The organism is Thermoplasmatales archaeon (genome assembly GCA_014361245.1).
Lineage (GTDB): Archaea > Thermoplasmatota > E2 > UBA202 > JdFR-43 > JACIWB01.
On record JACIWB010000001.1, the window covers coordinates 36176 to 53493 of the forward strand.

18 protein-coding genes are annotated in these 17318 nt (G+C 32.3%); 10 read left to right on the forward strand and 8 right to left on the reverse strand.

What is annotated here, in order from left to right:
* Nucleotides 1–6: 6 nt before the first annotated feature.
* Both H5T45_00225 and H5T45_00230 read right to left on the reverse strand, forming a co-directional pair.
* Nucleotides 7–1146 (reverse strand): DUF1015 domain-containing protein, encoded by a 1140-nt coding sequence (locus H5T45_00225; protein MBC7128146.1) that lies wholly within the window; start codon nucleotides 1144–1146, stop codon nucleotides 7–9.
* A 24-nt stretch (nucleotides 1147–1170) separates the two neighbouring features.
* Nucleotides 1171–1533 (reverse strand): hypothetical protein, encoded by a 363-nt coding sequence (locus H5T45_00230; protein ID MBC7128147.1) that lies wholly within the window; start codon nucleotides 1531–1533, stop codon nucleotides 1171–1173.
* Between the two features lie 108 nt (nucleotides 1534–1641).
* On the opposite strand from H5T45_00230, the gene H5T45_00235 reads away from it, so the two are divergent.
* From H5T45_00235 to H5T45_00265, 7 genes are all read left to right on the forward strand, one after another.
* Nucleotides 1642–1788 carry a hypothetical protein gene (locus tag H5T45_00235; GenBank protein MBC7128148.1) on the forward strand — a complete coding sequence of 49 codons (147 nt, stop codon included), beginning with the start codon at nucleotides 1642–1644 and terminating at the stop codon, nucleotides 1786–1788.
* A gap of 9 nt (nucleotides 1789–1797) precedes the next feature.
* A complete protein-coding gene (locus tag H5T45_00240) occupies nucleotides 1798–2091 on the forward strand; it encodes a hypothetical protein (GenBank protein MBC7128149.1) in 294 nt (97 codons plus the stop codon).
* Nucleotides 2088–2270 (forward strand): hypothetical protein, encoded by a 183-nt coding sequence (locus tag H5T45_00245; GenBank protein MBC7128150.1) that lies wholly within the window; start codon nucleotides 2088–2090, stop codon nucleotides 2268–2270. Before H5T45_00240 ends, H5T45_00245 begins: the two co-directional genes overlap by 4 nt.
* Nucleotides 2271–2778: 508 nt before the next feature.
* A complete protein-coding gene (locus tag H5T45_00250; protein MBC7128151.1) occupies nucleotides 2779–3963 on the forward strand; it encodes an MFS transporter in 1185 nt (394 codons plus the stop codon).
* Between the two features lie 17 nt (nucleotides 3964–3980).
* Nucleotides 3981–5834: a DNA topoisomerase VI subunit B gene (locus H5T45_00255; protein MBC7128152.1), complete on the forward strand. Its 1854-nt coding sequence runs from the start codon at nucleotides 3981–3983 to the stop codon at nucleotides 5832–5834.
* The gene (locus H5T45_00260; protein ID MBC7128153.1) at nucleotides 5831–6913 is read left to right on the forward strand and encodes a DNA topoisomerase IV subunit A; all 1083 of its coding nucleotides are present in this window, start codon (nucleotides 5831–5833) and stop codon (nucleotides 6911–6913) included. Before H5T45_00255 ends, H5T45_00260 begins: the two co-directional genes overlap by 4 nt.
* The gene (locus H5T45_00265) at nucleotides 6903–7400 is read left to right on the forward strand and encodes a DUF367 family protein (protein MBC7128154.1); all 498 of its coding nucleotides are present in this window, start codon (nucleotides 6903–6905) and stop codon (nucleotides 7398–7400) included. The genes H5T45_00260 and H5T45_00265 overlap by 11 nt, the downstream gene beginning before the upstream one ends.
* Here the strand turns inward: H5T45_00265 and H5T45_00270 are convergent, their stop codons facing one another.
* Nucleotides 7401–7853 (reverse strand): hypothetical protein, encoded by a 453-nt coding sequence (locus tag H5T45_00270; protein MBC7128155.1) that lies wholly within the window; start codon nucleotides 7851–7853, stop codon nucleotides 7401–7403.
* 80 nt (nucleotides 7854–7933) lie between these two features.
* Between H5T45_00270 and H5T45_00275 the strand changes: the two genes are divergently transcribed.
* On the forward strand, nucleotides 7934–10147 hold the full coding sequence (locus tag H5T45_00275) for a DUF3068 domain-containing protein (GenBank protein MBC7128156.1): 2214 nt from the start codon (nucleotides 7934–7936) through the stop codon (nucleotides 10145–10147).
* Nucleotides 10148–10149: 2 nt separating this feature from the next.
* On the opposite strand, the gene H5T45_00280 is transcribed toward H5T45_00275, so the two are convergent.
* On the reverse strand, nucleotides 10150–11949 hold the full coding sequence (locus H5T45_00280) for a threonine--tRNA ligase (GenBank protein MBC7128157.1): 1800 nt from the start codon (nucleotides 11947–11949) through the stop codon (nucleotides 10150–10152).
* 72 nt (nucleotides 11950–12021) lie between these two features.
* Here H5T45_00280 and H5T45_00285 point away from each other — a divergent pair, with 72 nt between their 5' ends.
* Nucleotides 12022–12243: a hypothetical protein gene (locus H5T45_00285; protein MBC7128158.1), complete on the forward strand. Its 222-nt coding sequence runs from the start codon at nucleotides 12022–12024 to the stop codon at nucleotides 12241–12243.
* Between the two features lies 1 nt (nucleotide 12244).
* Entirely contained in the window at nucleotides 12245–12793 is a 549-nt protein-coding gene (locus H5T45_00290; protein MBC7128159.1) for a metallophosphoesterase family protein, read from the forward strand.
* On the opposite strand, the gene H5T45_00295 is transcribed toward H5T45_00290, so the two are convergent.
* Genes H5T45_00295 through H5T45_00310 form a run of 4 tightly spaced genes read right to left on the reverse strand, consistent with a single transcriptional unit; the run spans nucleotide 12771 to nucleotide 17296 of the window.
* Nucleotides 12771–14507 (reverse strand): DUF5591 domain-containing protein, encoded by a 1737-nt coding sequence (locus tag H5T45_00295; protein ID MBC7128160.1) that lies wholly within the window; start codon nucleotides 14505–14507, stop codon nucleotides 12771–12773. The two genes, H5T45_00290 and H5T45_00295, sit on opposite strands and share 23 nt — an antisense overlap.
* A complete protein-coding gene (locus H5T45_00300; GenBank protein MBC7128161.1) occupies nucleotides 14507–15451 on the reverse strand; it encodes a phosphoglycerate dehydrogenase in 945 nt (314 codons plus the stop codon). The genes H5T45_00295 and H5T45_00300 overlap by 1 nt, the downstream gene beginning before the upstream one ends.
* Before the next feature lie 4 nt (nucleotides 15452–15455).
* Complete coding sequence (locus tag H5T45_00305) at nucleotides 15456–16217, reverse strand: metallophosphoesterase (GenBank protein ID MBC7128162.1); 762 nt, start codon at nucleotides 16215–16217, stop codon at nucleotides 15456–15458.
* Nucleotides 16214–17296, reverse strand: a complete 1083-nt coding sequence (locus tag H5T45_00310) for a hypothetical protein (GenBank protein MBC7128163.1) — start codon at nucleotides 17294–17296, stop codon at nucleotides 16214–16216. Before H5T45_00310 ends, H5T45_00305 begins: the two co-directional genes overlap by 4 nt.
* Between the last annotated feature and the right edge of the window lie 22 nt (nucleotides 17297–17318).

The window sequence follows — 17318 nt, forward strand, 5'->3', positions numbered from 1 at the left end:
CGTATATTAAACTAATTCATAGATAATTAGCCCGGTGAGCAATTTTGGATCGAACCATGTTGATTTTGGGGGCATATTTTTTCCCGCATCAGCAACCGCCTCAACTTCATAGATACTTGTTGGATGAAGGTAAAATACTATTTCATTTCCTTCCTCATCAACCATTCTTTCATATTCCTTCCTGCTAACTTTTCCCCCCACAAAAAATATATTTGGATCCTTTCTTATATCCTTTATTCCAAGAATAGGGTATAGGATTTTATCCTGCAGAATGCTTACATCTAGTGATGAGACAACATCATCTGGGATTTCTTTTGGGATAATTTTCCACCATTTTTTCCTCCAGTACATTTGTATTTCATGCTTCTTTGGCTCCTCAATTTCATCCATTTCCTCTACTTCAAAATCTTTTTTAATTTTTTCAAAAAATTCACTGCTTGCCTTCCTTATAATCCTGTTATAAGGCAAAATCCTTATTTCATCATCGCTTGCCGAAAAGACCATCGCATATTTTGCTTTTTCTCCTCCATATTTTCTGAAATAATACCAGCTAGCAGCGATGCGGTGGTGGCCGTCCGCAATGTAAAACTCAAGTGGAGAGAATAATTCTTTTATTTCCTCTATTTCATTTTCTATTCTCCATAGTTTGTGTTCATACCCATATTTCTCGAAAGAAGTTAATGGCTCCTCCTTCATCATTTCGTCCATTATTTTCTTGATTTTTTTATTTTTCTTAAAAACAGTCCATATAAGCCCTGTCTGTGCCTTTAATTTTTCAATAAGCTTTACTCTATCCATCAGTGGCTCTTCTCTCGTTTCCTCGTGCTTTTTTATCTTTCCCCTTTCATAATCGAGCAGGGAGGCGCATAAAATAAAACCTCTCTGCGAAAATTCATGGCTTTTTTCCTGATATAAATAAATAGAGGGGGTATCTTTTATCATTTCCTTTCTGAAATTTTCATATGCTTTCCTTGCATTTTCATATTTTTCCTCACACTCTCCTTCAGGCAGTATTATATGAATGGCACTTTTTGGATTTTTTCTTAATTCTTTTGCTTCTTTATCACTTATAACATCATATGGTTTTGTGCAAAATTCCTGAGGGTAGGGTATTCTCAACCCCTCAAATTCTTTTATCTCAACCATGCATGTAATGCTTCAACCATTTTTTTATTTTTCTTCTATGAGGGGCTTATAAGAAGAAATTTTATCTATTGCCTCCTCTATATTTTCAACTTTTGTAATAAGATAGTAGTCAATTTTATCATTTTTTGTTATTTTAAGGATATATCCTCCCTTACTTGAATATAAAACTTCTTTTTTTATTTCCTCCTCAATTTTCTTTTCTTCCTTAATTTTCTTTTTTCTTTCAACTCCTTCATCCACTATTCTCTCAATTTCTTCTATACTTTCTTTTGCTGTCTTTTTCCATTCCTTTTCTTTAGCAAGCTCTTCGTATCCCTTAAAAAATTCCTCCATTTTCTTCTTTTCCTCATGTTTCGAAAAGCTCTCCTCGATTGTAAATTCTGGCATATAACTAATTTTGTTTTTATTTAAATATTTATTGGTTAGTTTGGGGATTGTCGAAAAATTTCGTTAAATTATATTTCCCTCCCCCGTAGGAAGGCACAGGGGGTGGAGATGAAGAGATGGCAAAGATACTATACAAGGCATAAATTAGGCAATATAAAAAATCTTTACTATTTTGTTCTGGCAAAAGCAAGGAATTTAGAAGCACCTTTTAGAAAGAAAAGCGGGGAGGAAGAGATTTTGCAATCCTCATTATGAATATGTAGAATGTATATCATTTCTACTTTACTTGATTTAGGTTTAAGAGACGATGAACTCTTATCCGATGTTTTGTGTGTAAAACATATCGATCATAGCACAATTGAGAAAGCAAACAATAGAATTTCTTATCATTATCTTAAAAAATTGCTCATAATGATAGGAAATGAAATAAGGAATTTAATTGGAGAGGAGACATTTTCTGTGTTGATAGATTCTACAGGTGTGAAAACAGATAGATTATATTCTCCAACACTGATAAGATGCAGAAGGAAGAAGTATAAAGTGGTGGATAAAATGTGATAGCAATTATAAATGCTGATGCTTTCTTTGCATCAGATGCATATTCTGCAATGAGAATGTTGAAGAAAATCCAAATAAAAGCTGAGGTGCTATTTGCAGATGCTGGTTTTGATTGCGAGGAGGTTAGTAGGGGAATGTTTCAAGCTGGGTATAAAGCCAATAATAAACAGATAAAATAAAACCCATAGAAAATATAGAAAGAAAGCTTTGGAATCATTTGATGATAAACTCTACAGGAAATTCTGAGGAGTAATAGAAGGAATATTTGGAGGATTGGAGACAAGAAGATTGTTATTCACGAGATATAAGAAAAAATCAATGAGAATGAAACACATAATTGCCATTGCTATTATTCATAATAAACATTTACATGGCAATTTATTCTGATTTTTTCGACGATCCCGGTTAGTTGGCTTGTAGAATAAAAGAAAAGGAAAATGGAATTAAATAGAAAAATAAGTGGCTTTTGCTGTAAATGAGGAGATGCGAAATTATCTCTTTTTCAGTATTTAAAAAAGAATATTTTTTAAAGATTGAAAACAATATTTGAAAACCATAAGAGCAATTACTCTTATAAACATGATTACTCTGTGCAATAAAGTAGGAAATTTAATTATTTTACAATTTTCTCCTTTATATAAAATAAACATACCCCAAAAGATATTTATCAACATTACAATACAAGTTGTGGATTCGAAAAAATCATTGGCAATAAGATTGATAATAATTTTTGGAATAGTTAGTTTATTTGGAGATATTGTATATGAAGGAACAAGGGGTGTTATTGGTCCTTATTTAAAAATATTGGGTGCAAATGCAGTAATAATCGGCTTTATTGCGGGTTTTGGTGAATTTGTTGGCTATTTATTTCGCCTGTTTTCAGGCTATTTTTCCGATAGAACCAGAGCATACTGGCTTTTTACTTTCATTGGCTATGGCATGATTGCTTTTATACCAGCTCTCTCGTTTGCAAATATATGGCAAATAGCTGGGGCTTTTATAATAATGGAGAGAATAGGAAAGGCACTAAGGAGCCCCGCAAGAGATACGATTATTTCTCATTTAACAAAAAGTGTTGGCTCTGGCTTCGCCTTCGGGTTGCATGAATTACTTGATCAAGTTGGGGGAATTGCTGGTCCCTTGATTTTTGCCTTTGCTTTCCTAAATAAAGAAAATGTTTTAGTTGATGACTATAAATTAACATTTAAATTTATGTGGATTCCCTTTACATTACTAATTCTTGCCCTTATTTTCGCCTATCTTTTTGCTGGAAAAATAGAAAAAGAAAAGGAAGATGAAAGGAAGGAGGGAAAGATGCCTAAAATTTTCTGGCAATATACAATTTTTACATTTATCACAACCTTTGGATTTATAAGTTTTGCAATATCTGGCTATCATTTCAAGACAAAAAATATTTTTTCTGACTATCAGATTCCTCTTATATATGCGCTTGCTATGGCAATAGATGGAATTGCATCAATTTTTATAGGCAAGGCATATGATAGAATGAATGAAAAAGGCAATGGTTTGAAAATTCTTATTTCAATTCCCATCCTCACCTTATTTTCATCTATCTTTATTCTTTCCAACTTCAAATTTTTAACATTGCTAGGGGTTGCTCTATGGGGTGTTGTGATGGGAGCACATGAAACAATTATGAGGGCGGGTATATCTGATATAACACCAGTGAAGCAAAGAGGAACTGCATACGGCATATTCAATTTTTCATATGGAATTGCTTTCTTTTTGGGCGCCTCTTTAGCTGGCTTTCTTTATGAATACTCTATAAGTATCCTAATGTTTGTTCTTGTTTCAATTCAAATTTTTGCAGCAACTTTCTTTATTGCACAAATAGAAAAATCTAAATTATGAACCTATTATTTATATAAATGAATATAGCGGAAGAGCTTGGTAAGAAACAAAAGGAAATATCTGTTGCGGAATTTTTTGAGAGAAATAAGCAAATACTTGGCTTTGATAATCTTACAAGGGCTATAATAACATGTGTTAAAGAAGCGGTTGATAACTCGCTCGATGCCTGTGAGGAAGCTGGAATACTGCCAGATATAATGGTGGAAATAAGTGAATTAAAAAATGATGAATATAAGATAGTTGTTGAGGATAATGGTCCTGGCATAGTAAAAAGTCAGATTCCCCATGTTTTTGCACGCCTGCTCTACGGCTCGCGTTTCCATAGTCTAAGGCAGGCAAGAGGACAGCAGGGAATAGGCATTTCTGCGGTTGTGCTTTATTCCCAGCTAACCACTGGTAAGCCAGCAATTATTACATCTAAGATAGGTGAAGGTTTTCCGGCGCACAAACTGGAACTTTTTATAGATACTAAAAAAAATTTTCCCCATATTTTGAAAGAAGAAATGCTTCACTGGGAAAAGAAAAGCGGGACAAAAATTGAGGTTTTTGTGAAGGGTAAATATATAAAAAATAGAAAACAGAGTGTTTATGAATATCTAAGGAGCACTGCAATTGTTAATCCCCATGCTTCAATAATTCTTATTGAACCAGATGGAAACAAAATAATTTTTGAAAGGGTAACAAATGAGATGCCGAATCCGCCGAAAGAAATAAAACCCCATCCTTATGGCATAGAAATTGGCATGCTTTTGAGAATGTTAAAAGAAGCAAATGCAAGAAAAATAAGCAATTTTCTCGCAAACGAATTTTCATCGATAAGTATTCAGAAAGCAAGGGAAGTCTTATCAAAAGCGGGAATTAGAGAAGAAATGAAACCGAGTGAAATAACCCTTGAAGAAGCAAAAAATATTATAGAAGCATTTAAGAAAACAAAATTTCTTCCCCCGCCAACAAACTGTCTTTCCCCAATAGGAGAAGAGCTTATCAGGAAAGGTTTAAGAAAAGAAACTCAGATGCTTTCACCAGAGTTTATAGCAGTTAATACAAGAAACCCTAGTGTTTTTTCAGGAACTCCATTTATGGTTGAAACAGGAATAGTTTATGGGGGAAACTTGCCATCGGATGAAAGGGTTGAAATTCTGAGATTTGCAAACAGGGTTCCGTTACTTTATCAGGAAGGAGGTTGTGTAATAACAGAGGCAATAAAAAATATTGACTGGCGCAGATACGGACTAGAGCAGAAAGGAGGAAAGGGGTTGCCATATGGTCCAGCCATAATTCTTGTTCATGTAGCTTCTGTAAATGTTCCATTTACATCTGAATCAAAAGAAGCGATAGCTAATATTGAAGAAATAGAAAGGGAGATAAGATTATCTCTTCAGGAATGTGCTAGGAAAATGAAAATTCATCTCTCAAAAAAGGAAAAGAGAGAGAAGGCGAGAAGTAAATTCTTTCTTGTTGCTAAAATAATTCCAGAAATTGCAAAAAAATCATCGAGTATGCTTGGTAGGGATGTTCCCGATGTCAGTAGGATAATAACAAAGATAATGAATGTTATATGGATTGAAGATGAAGTATCAGCAAAGAATGGAAATGCGGAAAGCAGGCTTTATATAACAAATTATAAGAATAAGCCGTGTAGTTTTGTGCTATATTTAGAAGCCCCCAAGGAAAGAATAATAAGCATTTCTCCAGAGCCAGCTGAAGTAAGGGATAGAGTTATAAAATGGGAGATAAAGGATATAAAGCCAACCGAAAAAAGAGAGCTTTCTATACTTCTTAAAGGAGATGAATTTGAAAACAATATATATGTTGGAAAAATAGACCCAATAAATGTTATAGGAGCAGAGAAATGGGAGGGTGAAGAATGATAAATGTGCAAGAAAATTTGAAAAAAATTGTTGAAAAATTATATGAAGATATGGTAGATGGAAAAATTCCTTCTGTGGAGCTACCAGCAAGAATAAAATCAAACATAATTTTTGATGAAAGATATAGAGTGTGGAAGTACGGAAATGAAAAAAGTTTGCGCTCCGCCGCCGTGCTGGCGGGTGCGGTTTCTCTGCTCAGGATGCTATATACAATTGAATTTATAAATCAGATGATAGAACAGAAGAAAAGCTCAACGCTGAGGGAAATGTATTATATATCTGAGGGATGGGGGGAGGCAAAATTTGAGAGCCAGGATGAATCTGATAAACTTGCTGAAGACCTTGAGATATTAACAAAGGCTTTGAGAGAGGATTTTAAACTTCGTCCTGAGGAAGATGGGGCAAGCATAATCGGGAACATTGTAATAGAAGAAGTAACAAGAAAAGGGGAAAGAAAAAAAATACATTGTCAGGATGATGTTGGAGATAGTGGATATTCAATTCCATATAATGTTGAAAAGGATAAAATAAGATTTATTGAAGCAGGCGCGGACAGAATAATAGCAATTGAAACAGGTGGTATGTTTGATCGCCTTGTTGAAAATGAATTTGATGAGAAAAGCAACAGCATTTTGATACATCTGAAAGGCCAGCCCGCAAGAAGCACAAGAAGGTTAATAAAAAGAATGAATGAAGAGTTAAATTTGCCTGTTATTGTATTTACTGATGGTGACCCATGGAGTTACAGGATATACGCATCAATAGCATATGGTGCAATAAAAACCGCCCATATATCTGAATATCTAGCTACCCCTTCCGCACAATTTTTAGGGATAACTCCGTCAGACATTCTTTCATATGAACTTCCCTCAGATAAACTTACAGAGGAAGACATAAATGCTCTTAATGCCGAGCTCACTGACCCCCGCTTCCAGGATGAATTCTGGAAGGAAGAAATAAAATTGCAACTGGAAATAAATAAAAAATCAGAGCAGCAGGCTCTGGCAAAATATGGGTTGGATTATGTAACCGATGTATATTTGCCCGAGAAGATGGCAGAGATGGGGTATGAAATATAATCTATATGTTTATCATTCAAATGATGATGACCCAAAAAAATGCACCGCAAAAAAACTTGCGAGATTTGGTTTAATAAAAATTGTAAAAAACTTAAGAAATTTGCCTTATAATGCAATTTTGCTGGATCCTTTTTCTGAAAAATCTTTATCAAGAGAAGACTCAAAACTCAAAAATATAATTGCAATAGATTGTTCTTGGAAAAATGTGGAATTGCTTTTTTCAAAGATAAGATGTAATAACCGCAGAGCTTTACCCTATCTTTTAGCGGCAAATCCTGTAAATTATGGAAAGGTATGCATGCTTAGCACTGTAGAAGCTCTTGCTTCAACTATTTTCATTTTTGGAGAAGAAGAGCATGCAAAACTCTTGCTTAGTAAATTTAAATGGGGATTGAATTTTCTTGAATTAAATAGAATGCCTCTCGAAGATTATAGGAAAGCAAATAATAGCAGGGAAGTGATTGAAATGATGAACAGGTATATATGATTAAATACGCTTTATTGATGAAGCAGAAATTGGAACTGGGGTGTGTTGGGTAAAATCCCATCCTTCTTCAAAAACCTCAAGTTCATATGTCCATATACTGCTGTTTATTGCTTTTTTGAAATTATCTTTCTTTATGTGCAATTTTACTTCAACATGATCGCCTTCCTTTAAATCTGTTAAGTTTGCATTGAAATATATTCCATAATCCGGAGATGAAGTGAAAGATAAAAATGTTATATTCTCTTGAGACATTTTTCCAGATATATTATCTTCTATTATCAATATATCCCCTTCCTCAAGGGATTTATATCCATAATAGTAATACAACGATTCATTATAAACCTCCTTTTCAGCATCATTTATAAGCTCGTTCATATTCATTCTTATTGTTTTTCTTTCAACACATCCAGAAATTAAAAAAATGCTGACGAGCAGTATTATTATTTTTCTCATGAAGGAAAATTTAAGGAAATATAAAAACATATCCTTTTAAAAACAAAAAACTCTTAAATATTGTTTATTTATTATCTTACATGAACTTAAAACATTCGGTATTTGCATTGGCAATAGTATTTTTTATAATCTCGCCTACTCTCTCATTTTATTTTGTTCCTTCAATGAAAAAAATACCTTCAAATCTAAATGAAATTATATTTTATGAGGGAGAGCTTAGAATGCTAAATCCAAAGACAGCAACCCTTGATTACAAAAAAGTAGAGATTTTGAGAAAAATAAGTAGCATGGGGTATGAAGGAAATGTTCTTTTAATAAGAGAAGATATAGAAGTATTTGATAAAGTTACCAATGAAAGGATAGATGAACTATGCATGGTAAAATTGTATGGAATAAATCCTTACAATGCTGAAAATATAGAAGGCTTTGGAGATATAGATAGGGCGGGGCAATGGATATTTCCTGTTGGAGTGCAAAAGAAGGATTATCTTGTATGGAATAGCGACCTCGACGACCCTTTTAAAAAGGGTTACATTTCTAAGGAGGAGGCGCAATCCTGGGGGCGGTATGCTGGGGAGGAAAAAAGAGGAAGGATAAGAACATATAAGTTTTCTGGGGGGCAGGAAAATGTGTTTTTTGGATATCTGCCAATGTTGCCTGAAGTAAAAATTTTTTATAGTGGAGATTTAACCGCATGGGTTGAGCCGAATACGGGAACAATAGTTGATTTACAGAAACATATATGGGAGTATGCTCAATTTCCAAATCTCAGAAAACTTCCCTCAAATCTTAATATAAGTGTTTTTTTGGATGGTAAGATTGTAATTCTTAATACATCAAATGCTCTTTATGAGGAAAAAAATATAAGTGTTTGCAATCACATTGAAAATCTGAGAAATTTTGAACACTATTATATAATAAAGAATGAAGTAATTGCAACAGATGAAAACGGTGAAAGAATAGAAGATCTATGCTCTTATTCAGAGGATGCAGTAAATCCATATACAATGGAATTAATTGAATTTTTATGTGGAAAAAAAGGATTGCTTACATTTCCAGTAGGTGTTGAAAAAAAAGATTATGAAATATGGAATTCAGATATAAATGATGTATCAACTGTAAAATTTATGGGAGAGGAAGAAATTGGCGGGCTAAAAGTTTATAGATATGAAAGTGATGTAAAAAATTATTTTATAGGAAATGAAAGTATAGAAGGACTGAGTGACAGGTATATAAAACTTTACTATGATGGAAAAACAACTTATTTTGTTGAGCCATCGACAGGTTTCATAGTTTATCTTGAAAAAAATGGAGATATAAATGCAAATTTTCCAAATTTATATACCATACCAGAAAATTTTGAAACAAGCGTGAAAATGGAAGGTGAGCTCTCAATTGCATCTATTTTAAGAGAAATAGAAATGGAAAGAAATTTAAGGGTGGGAAATGTTTGTTGGGAAGACGGGAAAAAGGTTATTGTTATAGAGGATATAACCGAAACGAGGGATAAAAGAAATGGTGAAAAAATTGATATGGCGTGCAAGAAAGAATATCATGGGGTATATGCAGATACATGCGAGGAGGCAAAAAATTATGGGGATATGGAGAGGGAGGGACTTTTTACATTTCCACCGGGTGTTGAAAAAAGAGATTATTTGATGTGGAATCCTGAAATAAATTTGCCATCAATAGTTTCATTTATAAGAGAAGAGGACCATGAAGGAATTCATACCTACCTTTTTGAGACAGAAGAAGATAGATTTTTGTATGATTCAACAATCGGCATGAATGTAAGATATATTACCAAAACAGATTACTGGGTTGAGCCGAAAACGGGTCTTATTATTGATATGAAAAAAAATTCAGTTAAAAAGATAAATCCTCTGGAGATAATAACTGGATTAAGAGGGTTTTTTTGGATTGATGTATATAAGGTAAATTTATCGTTTAAAAAAGAAACAATTGAGGAAATGAAAGAAAAGTCAATTACAATGGCTCGCCTGCTAAATTTTTCAGAATCAATTAGTAGTGTTGTTAGGATAAATCTTAAAACAAAAGATATTTTTGAAAATATGGAAAAAGCAAAAGAACAAAAAAATCAGATAGAAAAACTATCTGAAAATAAAGTAAAAGTTCTTGATTTTAGATACTGGATGAAAGAAAAATCGGTTAATGAGATGGCAGAAAAAGCAAAAAAAGCATCTTTTTTAATCATTTTCCTGCAGATAGTTATTCCATCTTTGCTTATTTTATTTGGAATCATTCTAATGATTTACTGGATAAAAAACAAATAAATTCATCTGAATTTTGCTCTCTTACTCAGCATGAGCGGCATTGAAAGATTTCTGAAAGGATAACCTCTCATTTTTTCTTTTATTATAAGATTTAACTCTTTTAAGTTCACCTCTTTTCTATCGCATTCAAATCGGTATCTTGGCTTTAGTTTTCCTTCTTTTTCTTTCTCTCCATATACAATTATTATTGGCACCCATTCTTTTTCTGCATCTCTTATCTTTTTAGCAACACTTTCATCTCTATCATCGATATCTACTCTCGCCTTTATTTTTTTAGCAATTTTTTTACAATCTTCTAAAAAATTCTCATTTACAGGAATTATCCTAACCTGTGTAGGGGACAGCCAGAAGGGAAGAGATGGTTTAATGCCTTTTTTAATTTTCATTGCTTCTGTTTCCAAAATAGCACAAACACATCTATCAATTCCTCCAGAAATTGATGCATGAAGTAAGTAGGGGTATTTTTTTTCTCCATTTTCATCTGTATATGTAATCTCAAATGATTTTGGATTATCCACATCTATCTGTACAGTTGAAAGAGCAAATGATTTTCCAACAGAATCATTTAAATTTATCTCAAATTTTGCTACAAAATAAAAATATTTTTTATCCCACATTTCAACAAGAGCAGGTTTTCCCCATTTTTTAATAAGAGATACAAAAAAATCCTTATTTTTTTCAAAGAAATCCCTTACAAACCTTATAGCAATTTCCCCTTTTATATCAATTATTTTTGACCATTCAACAGATAAAAGAAATTGTCTTTTAAATTCCTCAAGAGATTGTTTTTCATCTTTGCATATAGTATGCATATCAGGCATTGTAAATGCTCTCAGCCTCTTTATGCCCGCAAGCTCGCCGTGTTGCTCCCTCCTGAATGACTTTGCAAGCTCAAAAAACCTTATTGGTAGATTCTTATAGGAAATATTCATCTCGTGCGCCATCAAATACTGCCCAAAACATGCAGCAAACCTAAGGAAGAACTCTCTGTTTTTATCTCCTTTCACGACATACTGGCGGGCGGGAAACTTTTTTATATACTTACTTAGCGATGGATGGCTCATATCATACATAATCGGCGTCTCCACCTGCATGGCGCCCGCGGAGAGGCACATTTCTTCTACCTTTTCTTCGAGCAATCTCTTTATTAAATAGCCCTTTGGATACCATCTCATGTTTCCGTAATCCGAGGCATTTTCGTAATCTACAATTTCATGCTCTTTCATTAACTTTATATGGGCTGGTTCTTCCTCTGATTTTCTGCTGCCAAAGGCTTCATATTCATAAAATTTTTTTAGTTCTTCATTATTTGAAAAATCAAATTTTTCTGCTTCGATTAGCTCTCCTTCTGGGGTAAGAATATACCATTCAGATTTTATTTCCTCTTCCCTCCTTTCTTTTCTGCATATAATATGGCGAGAAAGCTCAGATAGAGGATGCCCTTTACAACTTATTTTAAAGGATTTATACCATCCAAATGGTGCTCTTTTTACATTATAATCTTTTTTTAAATTCTCCTCGATATTTTTCAATATTTCAATTGCATTTTCTGGAGAAGCAAGTTCGCTTGAAAGATGGGCATAAGGATACAGCATTATATTCCTTGTATTAACCATATCTGCAACATTCCTTATTTCGTTGCATGCTATTTCATAAGCTTCATCATCTTTCTCTACTGAAATAAATGCAACAAGAGCATTTTCCATCCTGTCATTTTTTATATCCCTTTCTTCTGCTTTTTCAATTGCTTTTTCTTTTGCCTCATATTCCATGAAATCAGCGTGTATGAAGAGAATTTTCATGAAGGTAAAAACCTGAATTATATAAAAATTTAAGCATAGCAAAATAAATAAATTATTTTATAATTATGAAATATGAAAATAGAAATAAAGATAGAGGGGGAAAGCTTGCAGGAGATAGTTGGGGATATAATAAAACTTATTGAAATGAATAGGGAAGAAATAAAAAAATTACTCGAAATTATGGCGGAAGAAGCAATTTCTGTATTAAATGATAAAAAAATAATTGAGAAAGGAGCGGAGCTTTACATAAAGTTAAATAAGGAAATAAATTTAAAATACAGGGAAGAAAAGTGATATGATTATCATATGTGCTGCTGATTTTCACGGTAAAAAAGAAAGATATGAACATTTTATAAGGGGGATAGAGAAAGAAAAACCAGATATTTGTGTAATTGCTGGAGATATGGGATATATTGACGAAAGCATTTTCAATAAAATAGATCTTCCTTTTTATGCAGTTCATGGAAACACAGATTCAAATCTAAAATATGAAAAAATAAATTTTATTGATGGTAAAAATTTGAAAATAAATTCTCTGAAATTTTCTGGAATAGGAAAATTATTTCCAGAAATAGAAGGAGTAGATATAATTATAAGCCATTTTCCTCCCTATAAGACAAAAGATAAAGCATTTTTTGGAATGCATATCGGTGATAAGAAATTAAGAAAAATAATGGAGGAAAAGAAACCTTCCTATATTATATGCGGGCATGTGCATGAAGATGCGGGATATGATAAATTTTGCGATACAATTGTTGTGAATTGTAGCGTTGGAAAATCTGGAGAATATACAATTATTGATACTGATAAAGGAAAAATCGTTATGGTTGGATACGATGTCTAACCTTTATTGCTTCCCCGCTTTGGCTTTCTATCATTTCTTCTGAATTCATTTTTGCAATCCCAACAGCCCTAACTTCATCCTTGTGAAAAACAATTGCTTCATCCCCTATTCTTATTTTTTTATCTGCATCTATTACCCCGCAAGCAAAAATACTTCCTTTTGGATAAAAATCTTCTATTTCAACCCAGTAATTTTTACCAATTTTTCTTCCTCCTTCAATGGTTAAAGAAAAAAAACCTCTTTCAGGAACAAAAGATGCAATTTGCTTATTTTCGTAATATACTTTATAATTTGGAAAATTTCCTCTTACATAGCATTTTTCCATAAATTTTTCAGGTTTTGAAAATTGAAAATATAGCATCGAGAGAGCATTTTCATAATCTCTTTTTTCTTTGCTTACATATTCAAAATCTTCGCAAATTTTTAGGGCATCTGAGAGTTTTTTAAGAGAAGATGTTGATGTTGGATGCTCTACACATGTATTTATAGCATCTAACTCAACAATTGAAGATATTGGGTAAGGAAGATGATTTATTACAACATCATACTTATTATTGTAAATAAATTTCTCAAAACATTTCTTTATTATATCAATTTCTTCCTTATCCCAGTAGCCAATTGTTGAAATATCATAGTGGGCAGATGGATATGTATATTCAAGTTCTCTTGGAACGATAGCAAGAGGGGATGTTATTATAACCTCATGTATAACATTTTTATTTTTGAATGAGGAAACTATTTCATTAAATTTTTTATGGGATTTTGATTTTGAATAAGGTTTTTTTGAAGAGCATGGAAGAAGCAATAATATTTTTGTGGATTTCGGCTTCCTGTAAATATTACAGATTTTTTCCCTGAACCTTAAAATATCAGGTCTGTAAAAGGAGTAGGGAGATACAATTATTTTTTTTCCATTTACAGGATATCTCTTTTCTTGATAGGCATATTTTTCAATATCAATAATTCTTATTATTGATGCAAGATGCGTTGAAAAATGGATTTTTGCTTCAACATATTCCCTCAGATTTCCATTTCTTATATACTCCCTTACTTTTATTAATTCATTTCTCATCGTTTCATAATTATGAAAGAGTAAATCCTCAAAATTTTTTATACCTTTTCTGCAATAAATGCATGAGCATGGATATTCATTCATCTCTCTTAAATCAAATTCACCTTCTGAGGTAAAATATATTTTTTTTCTGCTTTTAAAAATTAAGTCAATTGAATCAAAGAGGTCAATTCCGCAATAGGATAAAACTGGAAGATTTATAGGATTTGCTATTGCGGGAGCATATAAAATTTTGTATCCTATTTTTTCTCTTATTTCAGTTAAATACTCAACAAAATCTCTTGGATTTGAATAAGCCTCTTTTGAATTAGCCATAATGTATATCTTATTTTCCTTATGAGAGATATTTTTGGATACATAACTGAAAAAATCATTTTCTCCTAAATAACTTGGAAAATCATCTGGAAAAAAATATGGATAGAATAGGGAAGGGGGAATGCAAAACTCGCATTCCTCTGGATAAAAAAAACTCCCTCCTATTTTTATTTCTTCCCCAAGTTTGATTTCTGCAAACTCCGGAGTTTTTATTCTATCTGAAGAATACCATAAAATATTTGGAATCTTTAATTTTTTTCCTTCTATTTCAATATAACCCTCTCTTGTATTGCAACTCCTTGTATCTATTTCAACTTTCAAACTCATTACTTAATCAAATTTTTATTAACCCAGTAATCGGGCTCTTCACCATCAAGAACCTTCAATATTTGCTCCGCACATATTATTCCAGCTCTAATTTGCCCTTCAACTGTGGATGCACCTATATGGGGGGTAAAAATAGCATTTTCAAGCTCGAAAAGCGGAGAAGCTTCGGGAGGCTCCTTTTCATACACATCAATGGCGGCGCCAGCAATTCTTTTTTCTTTAAGCATTTTGTAAAGGGCTTCTTCGTCTACAACTCCTCCTCTTGAGCAATTTATAAGATAAGCGCTCTTTTTCATAAGGGAAAGCAATTTTTCATTTATCATATGGTATGTTTCTTTTGTCTTCGGGATGTGAATTGAAACAAAATCTGATTCTCTGAAGATTTCTTCAATTCTCTTCAATTTTGCTCCCATTTTTTTGGCTTTTTCCTCACTGCAGTTCGGGCTGTATACAATTACATTCATTCCCAAAGCATTTGCAATTTTTGCCACTTCCTGAGCAATATTTCCAGAGCCAATCAAGCCAACTGTTTTTCCCTGCAATTCTATTCCTTCCATCTCTTTTTTCGCCCATATTCCCTTTCTCATTTTTGCATCCCCATAACAGATTTTCCTTGCAAGCGCAAACATGAAGGCAACGGCTAGCTCCGCAACAGAGCGGGTTGTTCCAGTTGGCGAGTTAACAACAATTATTCCTTTCTTTGATGCAGCTTCCACATCTATGTTATCAACTCCTATGCCCGCCCTTCCGATAACCCTTAATTTTTTTGCATTTTCTATAATTTCCTTTGTAACTTTTGTTGCACTTCTTACCATCAAGGCATCATATTCTCCTATTTCTCTTGCCAGTTCTTCTCCTCTCAGTTCCTTAAAATAAACTTCATGCTTTTCCCTTAATTTTTCAATCGCTTCCTCAGATATCTTGTCAGTAACAAGTATTTTCATTTTTTCACCTTATATTAATCGAAAATTTCTTTAAATTTTTTACTATTCCTAAATTTGTTCCATCCAAAAGATACACATAAGAGTTTTCTATGTCAGCAATTTTTGGAATTATTCCCCCTATTTTATTTTCATTTATAGCACTACCCCCGCAGAGCGGATTGAAAGAGGGCATTATTACAAAATTCATTTTTTTATTCCATTTTCTATATTTATTCAAATTTTTATTTAATGGCCCTCTCACCCAGCAGGGTTTTGTATAATAGGTATAATTGTTTTTGATTTTAAGCACGGGATGAACATGAGCAAAAACAAGATTTTTTCCGCTCATTATTTCTTCAGATGGCCAAGCATGACCGTGAGCAAATGAAATATTTCCCATTTTAAAACCCCCTGCATTATATATATTCGCCCTTTTACTTCTTAAAAAAACATCATGATTTCCCTTAACTATTATTAAATCAACTATTTTATCCAATCTATTTATAAAAAAGCTCGTCTCTTTTCTTTCTTTTTCCATAAAATATCTATTATTTTTTGCATCAGAACCGCATATCACATGTTTTAAATCTCCAACAATTATAAGTTTATTTGCATTATTTTCATCAATTAAAAACTCAATTTTTTTTAACATATTAGATGTCTGAATAGGAATATTTATTCCCTGCATATGATATTCAAATTCTATACCTATATGCAAGTCAGCTATAACAATCGCCTTTTCTTTTTTTATATACAAAGCCCTTTCATTTGGCAGAGGATATATCATTTTAGCCCCATTAAATACAAATAGTATTTTAGGAAAGGAGATATTGTAATATTCATAAAAAATGGAAGAAAAACTATACCCAATATAAAAATCATTAGGAAACCAATCAAGCGAGCAATTGTTCTTCCGATATTAATCATCCCAAAGAATTCAAAAAAGGAAGATATTGCAATTCTTATTGGAAAGCCAATCAGTGCAAAAGAAAAAAGATAGATTATTAAGGAAAATGAAAATTTTAAAAAATCTCTTAAATCGAAAATATTTAAACCCGCAACTCTTCTGATTTCGCAGTTCCATAGGAATATTGAGATGCAGAAAAAGAAAATGGACGAAACTATAGAAAATCCAAGATAATTTTTGTCCTTTTCAATCTGCTCTCTCTTAAAAAATAGGGATGGTATAAATATTATTAAGGAAAATATCCAGATATAGATAATCCATTTATAACCCAATTTTTCATAAAACTTATTATCTATGAAAATTATTTTTGCCTCACCATAAAATTTCTTTTCTTTTGTTACATATTTTCCAGTTCCAGTAAAAGCAATCAAAGAAAAATTTTCATTTTTATCCATAAAAAAACTGCCATTTTTTGAAAAAACAAAATTTTTTAATTCAAGAGGTATTGAAACATTTATCTCTATTTCTTTTTCACTTTTATTCAAGAAAATTATTTCGCAAGGATAAATAAAAATCTCTCCTTCTAATTTTCCCTCAACAATTTCATAAAATTTTTTTTCATTGTCAAATGTGACAATGCAGTTTTTACCCAGAAAATAAGTTTCGTTTGTAGTCAATATATCCGAAATAACAATTCTTTTACAGTTAAAAGATATGTTTCCTTCAATATAAACCTCTTCTCCATTATTTTCTATACCATTATAAAGAATGGAAAAATTTTTTGAATATAATGCGGATGCGCCGCCGCTTATATTTCCAAAAAGCATCATTTCGCCTTCCATTTCTATTTTTGTGGATGGAGCAATTTCTATTCCCTCTGGAAAAATCTTTAGGAAAATGAAAAATAAGATTAAAAATAAAAAAATTGATAGAAATGTTATTGCTGATCCTTTACCCATAAAAATATATATGTGTTTGTAA

Excerpts from the sequence above, each read along its gene's own strand:
- H5T45_00260 (MBC7128153.1), top strand. The coding sequence starts at position 5,831 with ATGATAAATGTGCAAGAAAATTTGAAAAAAATTGTTGAAAAATTATAT.
- H5T45_00265 (MBC7128154.1), top strand. The coding sequence starts at position 6,903 with ATGAAATATAATCTATATGTTTATCATTCAAATGATGATGACCCAAAA.
- H5T45_00240 (MBC7128149.1), top strand. The coding sequence starts at position 1,798 with ATGTATATCATTTCTACTTTACTTGATTTAGGTTTAAGAGACGATGAA.
- H5T45_00230 (MBC7128147.1), bottom strand. The coding sequence starts at position 1,533 with ATGCCAGAATTTACAATCGAGGAGAGCTTTTCGAAACATGAGGAAAAG.
- H5T45_00255 (MBC7128152.1), top strand. The coding sequence starts at position 3,981 with ATGAATATAGCGGAAGAGCTTGGTAAGAAACAAAAGGAAATATCTGTT.
- H5T45_00270 (MBC7128155.1), bottom strand. The coding sequence starts at position 7,853 with ATGAGAAAAATAATAATACTGCTCGTCAGCATTTTTTTAATTTCTGGA.
- H5T45_00300 (MBC7128161.1), bottom strand. The coding sequence starts at position 15,451 with ATGAAAATACTTGTTACTGACAAGATATCTGAGGAAGCGATTGAAAAA.
- H5T45_00310 (MBC7128163.1), bottom strand. The coding sequence starts at position 17,296 with ATGGGTAAAGGATCAGCAATAACATTTCTATCAATTTTTTTATTTTTA.
- H5T45_00280 (MBC7128157.1), bottom strand. The coding sequence starts at position 11,949 with ATGAAAATTCTCTTCATACACGCTGATTTCATGGAATATGAGGCAAAA.
- H5T45_00290 (MBC7128159.1), top strand. The coding sequence starts at position 12,245 with ATGATTATCATATGTGCTGCTGATTTTCACGGTAAAAAAGAAAGATAT.
- H5T45_00295 (MBC7128160.1), bottom strand. The coding sequence starts at position 14,507 with ATGAGTTTGAAAGTTGAAATAGATACAAGGAGTTGCAATACAAGAGAG.
- H5T45_00225 (MBC7128146.1), bottom strand. The coding sequence starts at position 1,146 with ATGGTTGAGATAAAAGAATTTGAGGGGTTGAGAATACCCTACCCTCAG.
- H5T45_00305 (MBC7128162.1), bottom strand. The coding sequence starts at position 16,217 with ATGATATATCCTCTGCCAAATGAAAGGGCTTTGTATATAAAAAAAGAA.
- H5T45_00275 (MBC7128156.1), top strand. The coding sequence starts at position 7,934 with ATGAACTTAAAACATTCGGTATTTGCATTGGCAATAGTATTTTTTATA.
- H5T45_00285 (MBC7128158.1), top strand. The coding sequence starts at position 12,022 with ATGAAAATAGAAATAAAGATAGAGGGGGAAAGCTTGCAGGAGATAGTT.
- H5T45_00235 (MBC7128148.1), top strand. The coding sequence starts at position 1,642 with ATGAAGAGATGGCAAAGATACTATACAAGGCATAAATTAGGCAATATA.